Annotated in this window: 10 protein-coding genes; 6 read left to right on the plus strand and 4 right to left on the minus strand. The window is 41.8% G+C overall.

What is annotated here, in order from left to right:
- Positions 1 to 171: 171 nt before the first annotated feature.
- Complete coding sequence (locus tag QXD64_08585) at positions 172 to 657, plus strand: hypothetical protein (protein ID MEM3397363.1); 486 nt, start codon at positions 172 to 174, stop codon at positions 655 to 657.
- Positions 658 to 659: 2 nt separating this feature from the next.
- A complete protein-coding gene (locus tag QXD64_08590) occupies positions 660 to 1,232 on the plus strand; it encodes a hypothetical protein (protein ID MEM3397364.1) in 573 nt (190 codons plus the stop codon).
- A 2-nt stretch (positions 1,233 to 1,234) separates the two neighbouring features.
- On the opposite strand, the gene QXD64_08595 is transcribed toward QXD64_08590, so the two are convergent.
- Together QXD64_08595 and mvk are read right to left on the minus strand one after the other, a co-directional pair.
- Entirely contained in the window at positions 1,235 to 2,509 is a 1,275-nt protein-coding gene (locus QXD64_08595) for a UbiD family decarboxylase (GenBank protein MEM3397365.1), read from the minus strand.
- Between the two features lie 4 nt (positions 2,510 to 2,513).
- Positions 2,514 to 3,452: a mevalonate kinase gene (mvk, locus tag QXD64_08600; GenBank protein ID MEM3397366.1), complete on the minus strand. Its 939-nt coding sequence runs from the start codon at positions 3,450 to 3,452 to the stop codon at positions 2,514 to 2,516.
- A 145-nt stretch (positions 3,453 to 3,597) separates the two neighbouring features.
- Between mvk and QXD64_08605 the strand changes: the two genes are divergently transcribed.
- The 4 genes from QXD64_08605 to QXD64_08620 are packed head-to-tail and all read left to right on the plus strand — an operon-like array spanning position 3,598 to position 9,853.
- On the plus strand, positions 3,598 to 5,514 hold the full coding sequence (locus QXD64_08605; protein ID MEM3397367.1) for an ABC transporter permease: 1,917 nt from the start codon (positions 3,598 to 3,600) through the stop codon (positions 5,512 to 5,514).
- A 9-nt stretch (positions 5,515 to 5,523) separates the two neighbouring features.
- Complete coding sequence (locus QXD64_08610) at positions 5,524 to 7,764, plus strand: ABC transporter permease (GenBank protein ID MEM3397368.1); 2,241 nt, start codon at positions 5,524 to 5,526, stop codon at positions 7,762 to 7,764.
- Entirely contained in the window at positions 7,761 to 8,822 is a 1,062-nt protein-coding gene (locus QXD64_08615; GenBank protein ID MEM3397369.1) for an ABC transporter ATP-binding protein, read from the plus strand. The genes QXD64_08610 and QXD64_08615 overlap by 4 nt, the downstream gene beginning before the upstream one ends.
- Before the next feature lie 2 nt (positions 8,823 to 8,824).
- Positions 8,825 to 9,853, plus strand: a complete 1,029-nt coding sequence (locus QXD64_08620) for an ABC transporter ATP-binding protein (GenBank protein ID MEM3397370.1) — start codon at positions 8,825 to 8,827, stop codon at positions 9,851 to 9,853.
- A 29-nt stretch (positions 9,854 to 9,882) separates the two neighbouring features.
- Here the strand turns inward: QXD64_08620 and QXD64_08625 are convergent, their stop codons facing one another.
- Both QXD64_08625 and QXD64_08630 read right to left on the minus strand, forming a co-directional pair.
- A complete protein-coding gene (locus QXD64_08625; GenBank protein ID MEM3397371.1) occupies positions 9,883 to 10,173 on the minus strand; it encodes a hypothetical protein in 291 nt (96 codons plus the stop codon).
- A gap of 5 nt (positions 10,174 to 10,178) precedes the next feature.
- Positions 10,179 to 10,676 (minus strand): tetratricopeptide repeat protein, encoded by a 498-nt coding sequence (locus QXD64_08630; protein MEM3397372.1) that lies wholly within the window; start codon positions 10,674 to 10,676, stop codon positions 10,179 to 10,181.
- Between the last annotated feature and the right edge of the window lie 286 nt (positions 10,677 to 10,962).

Here is a 10,962-nt window from a genome sequence, read left to right on the forward strand (position 1 = left end):
GCCATAGGGGTGTAGGCCGGGAAAAAATCAGTAGATTTCCCTGTAGTATGTCCACATCAATTCCCTTTCTAATGGCTTTTAGGGTAGTAATGAGTATCTGGCTTTTCCAACTTGTTCGGAGATACTGTAGGGGGAGAAAGATTAAAAAACCCCCATGTAATTCCATGCCTAATGAGATATAGATTGAATAGAAAAAATAAAGGTGTGGCAGGGTTCTATGAGGAGATCCCTGCAATGATTCTAATCATCGCTGGGGTTACTGTATTTCTTATAAGCGTAGTTCATGTAGTGTCTCTTTATCTTTCCACTGTGAATCAGGAGAACATTCAGGATGAATGTTATTCTCTCTCTAGGGTTGTTCGCTCTTATGATAAAATAATGTACAATGGTACATACAGCATGAATCCTGTGAGTGGTGTCTTTGACATTGACAAAATAAAGAATCTTACGAATCAAACGGTGTTAAAAGATTTTCATTCTACAAGAAAATTTAAAATCACGATAGAAGACCTGGAAAATACAACTGCCAAATGGACTTTCGGCACAGAGGTACCTGTACCAAGACCCAGTGTGTATGCAGTAGAGACAGCACCTGTAACTTTGAAGGATAAACATGATGTGTTTCATGTAGGGAGGTTAACAGTGGAGATGTGGTGAACATGAGACAGAAATCAAGATATGGAAAGGCACAGACAGCTCTTGTGGATACCCTTCTCTTCTTTATCATTCTATCTGTTGCAGCTGCAGCTCTTTATGTGGTTGCGGAGAAATACATAAGGAATCCACCGTCAACCCAATTTGTGCATGAAACCGAATATGCTTCGGATATGCTCACTACAACTTTGATGAGCACGATAAACAAGACGAATTATGTCTCTTCTTCAGGAACTACTTTATGGATTTACGATGTATCAGTGCAGAAGGCGATAGAATACTATCTTGGTTTCTACGCAAATGCACAGAACATGCCCAGTTCAAATCTTAGAGCCGCAATTGAAAAAAAGTTTGAACTTGCAAAAAAACTAGAGTATCACTATGCTGTATATGCAGCAGTGAGTGGAACCAATAGAATTCTGTTTCTTTCAGATACAATTCCAGATGCTACAGCTGCGGATATGAGTGCTGGCCTTTCCAAGGTGCCCCCACAGAGAACCACGGCAATAAACTATCTGACAGTACCTAATATAAACGACCCTGTCCCGATAACCCTATACCTCTGGAGAGCTACTTGAGTTCAGTCATCAATGTACTCTTTCAAGTTCAATTTCATTGGTAGTTCTGGCTTTTTGAAACCCTTCCCTTGGTGCCCAAATGGTATTGTAAGGTCGAAACCCATTTTGGTTGTCATCCTCGTTTGAGGGTCCGCAGAAGGGTCTAATGAGGAGCCCTTTTCCTCTTTCATGATAATGTCCTCTTTTCCCTGGAACCTGGTTGCCATAGCCCACTCTACTTCATGTGGATTGTGAATATCAATGTCTTCATCAACTACAAACACATGCTTTACTGAATGGTGGCCTTTAAATGCTGCTTCGATTGCCTTTCTTCCATCATCTGCATTTTTCTTTCTTATGCTCACGATTGCATGAAGCCATGAGCAACCACCAGGGGTTACATAAACATCTTTCACATCGCATACCTTACCTACTTCGATGTAAATTGTGGGCTCTCTAGGCATGCCCATTAGCACCTTATGCTCAAGCCCACCAGGCAGCAGGGCATGATATATTGGATTTTCCAGAACATAAATTTTCTTCACTCTTGCCACTCTTTGCTTCCTGACAATGTCGGGAGTTTCTGTAAGGTCAAGGAAAGGACCTTCATCATGCATCTCGCCTGTGAATTCACAGAGCATCACTATTTCTGCCTTGGGTACAATATGCCCATCTATCTGTGTACATATTGTTTTCGCCAGTGCATTCGCAATTGCTAGTTCATTCATGTTTATTGGCACAGAGATTGCGGAGCCGAGAAGCACGGGGATAGAATTTCCGATGCAGAATGCAAACTCTTTCAGCCCTCGCTTAATGTAAGCATCAAAATCTCTTTCTAGGATTCTAAACACAAGCTTATCTTTATCAATGACCATCGCCCTGTGAAAAGAGGCATTGATTCCATATTCCTTGTCATTTGCAATCACAATGCCAGAGGCAATGTAGGGACCACCGTCGAACGGATAGTATGTAAGAATGGGAATTTTGGTGAGGTCGGACTCTGTAACATTATACTCTATTTTCTCTATTTCTGGCTCAATAGGTTCGTTGATGGCCTTGATCATGTGGGGAATTATCTCTTCTTCCTTTATACCTAAGCCAATTGCAACATGCTTTCTTGTGGGACACAGATTAGCCACAACAGGTATTGTGTGACTATCTACATTTTCAAATAGGATAGTTTGGTCTTCCATCATTTTCATTATTGTGGAAATTTCATATTTTGTGCTTACTTTTCGTTTCACATGTTTGACCATTTTTCGTTTCTCAAGCTCTGCGATGAACTCCCGTAGTTCCATCTTCTCACACTCCAATTGTTGTTTTGAGAACATTAAAGCCAGCACGTTCTATTGCTTTTGCAACTTTCTCTTGACATTCGACCCCTGGAGTCAATGCTACCATGTATCCACCTCTACCAGTTCCTGTGAGCTTTGCACCCCATGCTCCATTTTCTCTAGCGAGATTTACTAGCAGATCAAGTTCTTTAGAGGAAACCCCAAGTTGCTGAAGAAGTTCATGATTGCGGTTCATAAGGTCTCCAACCTTTCTGTAATCACCTGTCTCAAGTGCCTTTCTTCCAGCACTGATCAACCCTTCCGCTTCCACGAAAATCTCTTTAGTTTTCTCCGGCTCTCTTTTCATAAACGTTTTGACTTCCTCAACCACTTTTTGAGTGTTTGCAGTCAAACCAGTATTTCCCATCACGATTTCAATCCGCGAAGGCATTTTGATTCGCTCGAATTTAGGTGGAGGTCCTTTCAGAAACGCAAGACAGCCACCGAATGTTGATGCGGTGTTGTCTACACCAGAAGGTGTACCATGGTAACCCTTTTCACCCTGATATGCGACTTCATTTATTTTTTCGTCGTTGAATCCCAGTTTGAACTCTTCATTTACAGCCCTAGCAAAAGCAGTGCAGGCAGCAGCACTTGCACCAATCCCAGACGCAGCTACGAGGTCACCAGCAAAGGTGATTTTGAGAGGAGTTTTTGTAAGGTCTATTCCGCAGTAGTCACACATGAGCGAAATTGACTTGTACATTTGTGCTTCTTTCTCTTTTTTGTAGCCAGGTGTTTCTGGCCTCAAATCTTCTATTTCGAAACCAGAAAAATCTTTTTTCTTCAAAATAGAGACAGTTGCTGTTGTTTTCATTCCAATAGCGCACACGATGGAAGGAAGTCCATGCACTACGAAATGCTCTCCGAAGATTATGACCTTACCATAGCCATATCCGTGTCCCATATTTAATCACCAGGATACCCCAAAACATTATGATATATGGATTTTTCTAAAGAATAACTATATGTACCAGAATGTGTTTAGCTCGAAAAATTGGCAATGGTAAACAATATATAGCACTATTTATTTGTGGAGAGTGAGGATGAATATGGGACTAAAAGACTTTATAATAAAAAGAACGGTCTACTCCATAGTGACGCTGTTGATTGTGCTGGTATTGCTCTTTACAATTTTTAGAGTGATGCCAGGTGACCCAACCAAACTTGCACTAGACCCAAAGGCCTCACCTGAAAGAAAACATATCCAGGCGGTTCAGTATGGTTTGGAAGATAGAAAGGATTATACGGTAGAAGACAAAACAGTACATCTTACTAAGGACCCGGGTACTACTATCTTTACGGCGCTTACACCAGAGAATTTTGTGAATTCCACAAACGAACTTAGGTATACTGTGAGCAACCCGCAGGAAGAATGGTTCATTCTTGAAATCAAAATCAAACCGCAGACACCTGGCTTGATGGTTTCTGCAGGAGTTTTCCTGGATGGACTCGTTGCAAAGGATGGTGTGATTGAACCGAAAGAGACTGCTATTGAAGTGGGAAATAAAACCCCATGGCTTGCGAAAGCAGCAACAAACGGAAATGTGATAATTGGTACAGTAACATTTTCAGACCAGTTAAAATTGCAGGCACAGAATAACACAATTAAAAACTCTGATATCGTAGTAAACCCTGGAGGGCTCAATATCGAAGATTCTATTATCTCAGACTCAAAAATTTTCATGGGGACTTCATCAGTCAAGAATAGCATAATTGTTGGTAGCACAGATGAAATTATAAATAAATCTACCATTATAAACGAAGTGTGGTATTATAATGTCAACATAACCGGTAGGGATACATGGACGGCACCATGGGGGTCACCAGAAAAGGACAGTAGCTCTGTTGTTCTCAATTCCATGTTAGTAGGAAAAGATGTTATAAAAAACTCAAATATTTCTAACTCAAAAATATTTGATTCTTTCGTTGACAACTGTACATTCACAAATGTAATAGTTATAAACAGCACAGTTAACAACAAGACAGCGGAAAATATAATAATAATCAATGATGAAGAGTATCCTCTTTACAGGGCCGAGTTAATCCTAAAGACACCACCTAAGCCAGCGTTACAGGCAAGGGGTAATGATAAGAATCTTGTGGTAATTAAACTACTCACTTTGAACAAAGATGGCGATATTCAGATTGAAATCAAAGTGACTTCATACATACGAACAGATTTCTTTACACAACTTGCTAGGTACATGCAGGACATGCTTGTCTTCAACTTTGGAAATGATTTCACAACTCAAAGGCCAGTCACCGAAGGCATTTCAATAAGGATAGGGCCTACAGTTCTACTATTCGGAAGTGCAACTGTGATTGCATACGCTCTCGGAATTTTCCTAGGTGCGCTTTTGGCATGGAGAAGGGGAAGTAGAATGGAACTATCAGTGATTATTGTAAGTTTGTTCTTTTACTCCATGCCTCTGTTCTGGTTTGGTATGATATTGATATGGGTATTATCGAATCAGGCGGGCTGGTTCCCACCAGGTGGACTTCAGTCACCTACTACGGACAAACCGTTGGAAGGATTTGAATATTTCAAAGATATAGTATGGCATCTCTCTCTCCCGCTTCTCACACTGACTGTGACCCATCTCGCAGGAGATGTGTTACTGATGAGGAACTCAATGTTAGAAGTGATGGGTGAGGATTACATCCTGACAGCGAAGGGAAAAGGGTTGAAGGAAAGAACAATATTGTATAAGCATGCCGCGAGAAATGCAATGTTGCCAGTGGTTACAGCTCTCGCATTAAGCATAGGTGGGATTGTAAGTGGTGGTGTTCTTACAGAGACAGTGTTTTCATGGCCAGGGATGGGATATTGGCTTGTCGAAGCAACCTTGACATACAACTATCCTGTGGCACAGGGTGTTTTCTACATCCTTGCAATCCTAACAATTGTGGGGAATGTGATGGCAGACATTCTGTACGCGTACTTAGATCCTAGGGTGCGACTGTGAGGTGAAAAAATGGTATCAAGAAGAACTAAGGAAAAAATTAGAGATATTACTAAAGTGCTCAAGAGCAGCTGGAAAATGTTCAGTGAAAGCATTACAGGTCTAGTGGGTCTTGGAATTATTTTCTTCTTCGTGATTATCGCGATTTTAGCACCAGTTATGGGTCTCAAAGACCCCATGCACTGGACGGCGCCTTATTCAGATATCTTGACGGGTGTGGAATCAAATGCGACCGCGGATTCCTTCACGGGTACACTTGTTGGAGGACCCGCAACTGTACCACCAGTGGGTGAAAAAATTTATAAAGCCTACATTCTCACCACGGAAGGAACGAAGGGTAAGATCTCAGGGATCAGCTTAAGAGATAATACTGTAGTGTGGACAAGAGAGTTTGATGGCACCCCTGTTCAGAATTTTACCTACTTTTATCTAGTCGCTGGGGGAATGAGTTCACCGACCAATATCACTATATTTGTATGTGCAAATACTCCTTCGGGTGGAAAATTGTATATTTTTGTTGACGACTATCAGTATAATGTCCCATCTAAAGACATAAAAATGGTGGAATTTCCGTCAGGGGCATATTTTGATAATATAGCAGGTGTTACCTTCCCGGCAAAAATTATAAGAACTGGTGATTACTGGCCATTTTTCGTTATCTCTGAGAAGGGCAAGGTTTATGCGCTACAGCTTCGAATTACTCAGCCAGGAACATTGTTGAGCCAACTGCAGATAACAATTCAGAGAGGTTTCCTAGCCGGAAGTGAGTTCCAAATAGCTGGCAATGTTACGGTCTATGGAGAGCCCCTTCAACTCCATGGCCAGAGGGTGCTGGTAGTGGCGCACGACAAAGGAATTACGTTCCTCCAGTACAATTCCACAGGTTATCCATGGACAATGACCTCATTTGGTAATTACTCATTCAACCCTAGCCAGAAAAGCTCACCAGTAACTTCAAAGTATTATAAGGACCTTGCCAGTTTAAATTCCGAAACGCCTGTTTTTGTAGGTAGTAATGATGGAATGCTTTATCTCTTCCGTTTGAATCCACAGGCAATAGCTAATCCTCTTAAGTATAGCATTGGAAGTTCCGGAGAACCAGTCGTAGGAATTTCTACCAATTATGAAGAGGAATGTCAGATCTATGTTGCCTCAGAAAATGGAAAAGTATGGGCATTTGCCTACAATCGCACTGAAAAGAATCTTAAGGAAAGTTACAATCTGGATTTAGGTGGTAAAGTGATTTCGCCTCCGTTCTTCAGCAAGGCTACAGATAAAGTGTTTTTAGTAACGGAGAAAGCAGGAATTCGGATAATGTGGGTGTTGAATTATGTAAAAACAGAATCTGGGGTTGTAAGATACACATATGAAACTGGTAAGAATATTTCCCCACCATTCCCAACTGGCCAGGTGATTCAATTCAATGTGACAGTGTACAATCCAAGTACTAATGCTTTTGAAAATAAAACTGAAACTGGAGAAGTAGTCCTTCTCTGTGATAGAAACACAAATGGTATTATTCTCATAGCTGAGAAGATAAGAACTCCGTTACCTCCAGGAACCTACCCCTCAGGCAATACATACTGGCTAGGTACGGACACACAGGGAAGAGATATACTCAGCAGAATTGTTTGGGGTTCTCAAATAGCACTTTTCATTGGGATTACTGCTGCAGTGCTTTCAATGTTGTTAGGTACAGTGATAGGGCTAGTTAGTGGATATTATGGTGGTAGCATAGACCTCGTTCTGATGAGGATTACTGATGTGTTCCTAGTGATTCCTTTCCTTCCACTCGTGATTATTCTTGCAGCGGTTCTAGGTTCTAGCATTATGAACATCATATATGTGCTTGTTCTTATCGGCTGGCCTGGAATTGCAAGGGTAATACGTTCAATGATTCTTTCTCTTAAAGAGAGGCCTTTTATAGATGCTGCAAGAGTAACTGGCGCAAGCAACTTCAGAATTATGTTTAAGCACTTATTCCCAAATGTGGTTCCACTAGCAGTCCTCTATATGACTTTCTCAGTCTCTGGCGCAATCCTCACAGAGGCCGCCCTGAGCTTTATTGGATTAGGAGATCCCAACTCTGTGAGTTGGGGGATAATTCTCCACGACGCACAGTACTCTAATGCGGTTGGTAACTGGTGGATGACAATCCCTGCAGGATTGTGCATCACAATGATCTCCATGGGATTCTATCTCGTGGGTAGAGCTGTGGAACAAATAATTAATCCAAGGTTAAGGAGTAGATGAATATGCCGTTGTTGGAAGTAAGGGATTTAAAAGTGTATTTCAAAATAAGAAAGGGCACGGTGAAAGCAGTAGATGGTGTTTCATTTACGCTTGAGCCAGGTGAAACACTAGGACTTGTGGGCGAATCTGGTTGTGGAAAAACAACCACAGCTTTTGCGATAACTCGGCTGCTTGCGAATAATGGGTACATTGCCGGCGGCGAGATATATTTTGATGGTCAAAGAATCTCTGAACCCGTGCCAGACTTTGGCAAAGGCCTCCTCGCTGATTCAAAGAGAGCGAGATTCGAAAAGACGCAGGAAGAGAAGATGCAAGCGATAAGGTGGAAACAGATCTCTGTGATATTTCAAAGTGCGATGAATGCATTCAACCCAGTGTATAAAGTTGGTGACCAAATCATGGAAGCTTTGAGAGTACATGAGAAGATGACCAAGGAGCAGGCGAGACAGCGCACGATTGAACTTTTCCAGCTTGTTGGCTTGGATCCTAGACGAATCACTGGTTATCCGCACGAATTCAGTGGAGGTATGCGGCAGAGAGCAATGATTGCAATGGCACTTGCATGCAATCCAAAGCTCATAATTGCAGATGAGCCAACCACTGCATTGGATGTGATTATGCAAGACAGAATTTTGAAGGAAATCAAAGATCTTCAGAGGAAATTTCAGATTTCAATGATCATAATTACCCACGATATCTCAGTGGTGGCAGAGGTTGCGGACAAGATTGCAATAATGTATGCGGGTAAGATTGTTGAGTATGGGGATATTGTTGCAATCTTCCATCGAACTTCGCATCCATATTCTATCGGACTTTTGGGCGCGTTCCCAAGTATCAAAGGAAAGAAACGCCGGTTAGATGCAATACCCGGTTCGCCCCCAGATCTTGCGAATCCCCCAACTGGTTGTAGGTTCCATCCCAGGTGTAAGTATGTAAAAGACATTTGCAAAGATAAAGAACCTGAATTTGTAGAGGTGGAGAAAAACCACTGGACTGCGTGTCACTTTGCATATGAAGTGTACAATGCAAGAATTTCTGCAGAGGAGGTGAGAATGTGAGCATGGCACAGCCAATGCCAATGGAAGGTTTCCAGCCCACTTCCTCAGAGGTAGTAGTGAAAGTCGATAAGCTTGTAAAACATTTTCCTGTGAAAATGGGAATTACTGGCATGTTTGGACCCAAGAAAGTGGTCCATGCTGTTGATGGCATTTCATTTGAAATCAGAAAAGGCGAGATTCTAGGGCTTGTCGGTGAATCTGGATGTGGTAAATCTACTACTGGTCGCTTGCTTGTGCGGCTTGAGACCCCAACAGATGGCACAATTCTTCACCACGGTAAAGACATCGCCAAGATTAAGGGAAAGGAACTGAAGGAATTCCGAAGAAGGGTCCAGATGGTGTTCCAGGACCCATATGAATCACTCAATCCTAGGTTTACTGTGCTCGGGAGTGTCTCTGAGCCCCTTATTGTACATAAGATTGGAAGCTCGATGGACGAAAGGGAAGAGCTTGTGTGCAGAGCGTTGGAAGCAGCTGAGTTAAAACCCGCCACGGAGTATCTCTACAGATACCCACATGAACTGAGTGGTGGACAAAGACAGAGGGTAGCGATTGCCAGAGCACTTGTGCTTCGACCTGACTTCATAGTGGCGGATGAGCCAGTGTCTATGTTAGATGTATCAATTAGAGCAGGTATTATGAACCTAATGCTCGACCTCAGGGCAAAGTACCAGATCCCATATCTATTCGTTACACATGATGTTTCAGTGGCAAGATACATGTCCGATAGAATTGCAGTGATGTATCTCGGAAGAATAGTTGAGATTGGGCCTACAGAGTACGTGATTTCAAATGCTCAGCATCCGTACACCCGTGCCTTACTCTCTGCAGTACCTGTTCCTGATCCAACCCACAAACACGGACGTGCCGAGATTAAAGGCGAACTGCCAAGCCCAATAGACCTACCCAAAGGTTGTAGATTCAACCCCAGATGTCTCTATGCAAAGGATATTTGCTTCCAGCAGGAGCCACAGATGATTGAGGTTGAAAAGGACCACTTTGTTGAATGTCATCTAGCAGGGAAAATCTAATAACAACTATTTTTACATTAAAAAACAATTTAATCTAAAATTATTTTTTTACATCTTTTGCATACAACAACAGCATCTTTTTTGCATTTTGAGCACACTTTCTTGAATAATAGTTCTTCTATATCCGCATGACAACATTTACTCTCAACAGCGGTTAGTCGTCCACAATAGGTGCAGTAGTGTTTTCTTGCCTCCTTTTTTCCGAAGCGGGTATAGAGGTAGAGAACAATATATAGAACGAGAACCACCACGAACATTACAATGATGTATATGCAGAGCATTCCGTAATCAATTTCTTCTTCACCAGATATCTGGAGCATGGAAATCATTTAGTTAGTAGTCGCACTGCGTCTTCTCTAGTGATGTTGAGGGCCTTCAGATAGTATTCTAGTGCCTTTTTTAAGATACTCTCATACTCTTGATTGCTCGCTTCTTCGTCCAACTTAGAGACGGCATTTCTGTAGAATTCCACGCTAAGCTCAGAGAGATAGTATATGGCATTTTCTGGGTCAAGTTGTGCTGCCTGATTGTATGCATTTTCCGCTTCATTATATAGCCCATTTTCTATGCAAAAAGAGCCATATGCAGAATAATAATACGGATTTTTACCATCAAGTTCGATTGCCTTCTTGTATGCATTCAGAATTTGTTCTATACTCACCTTTGGGATTCCCACACTTGCTTCCGCAATTCCGAAGTAGGCCTCAGCACAGTTTGGGTCCAGTTTAGCGGCTTTGTTAAATCTCGACAGCGCACCTTTGAGGTCGCCTTCCTGAAGCAGGCGGTTGCCAGCAGCGATTTCTTTTTCTACATTCGGTTCCATGATTACCACATTTTTCCACAATAGAAAAGGGGTTTAAAAAAGTTCTTCTCTTGGATAGAAAATTAAATTATGGAGTGTTTTAAAAATTGAAGTGCTGGCACTCCAAATCCAGTATCTCCGAAAGATACTGGCTAAAATTTAAAAATTGATGCCAGTATTCAAAGCTCCTGATACATTTTTCTTATAAATTTTCAAACGGGTCATTCAAAATTCCACCGATGCACCGAAAGTGTTAAATATTTAAGATATCTTATAGATATCTCATGAAACGAATACCTATAACACC

The sequence above is a fragment of the Thermoplasmata archaeon genome (genome assembly GCA_038874435.1).
Taxonomy (GTDB): domain Archaea; phylum Thermoplasmatota; class Thermoplasmata; order Lutacidiplasmatales; family SKW197; genus SKW197.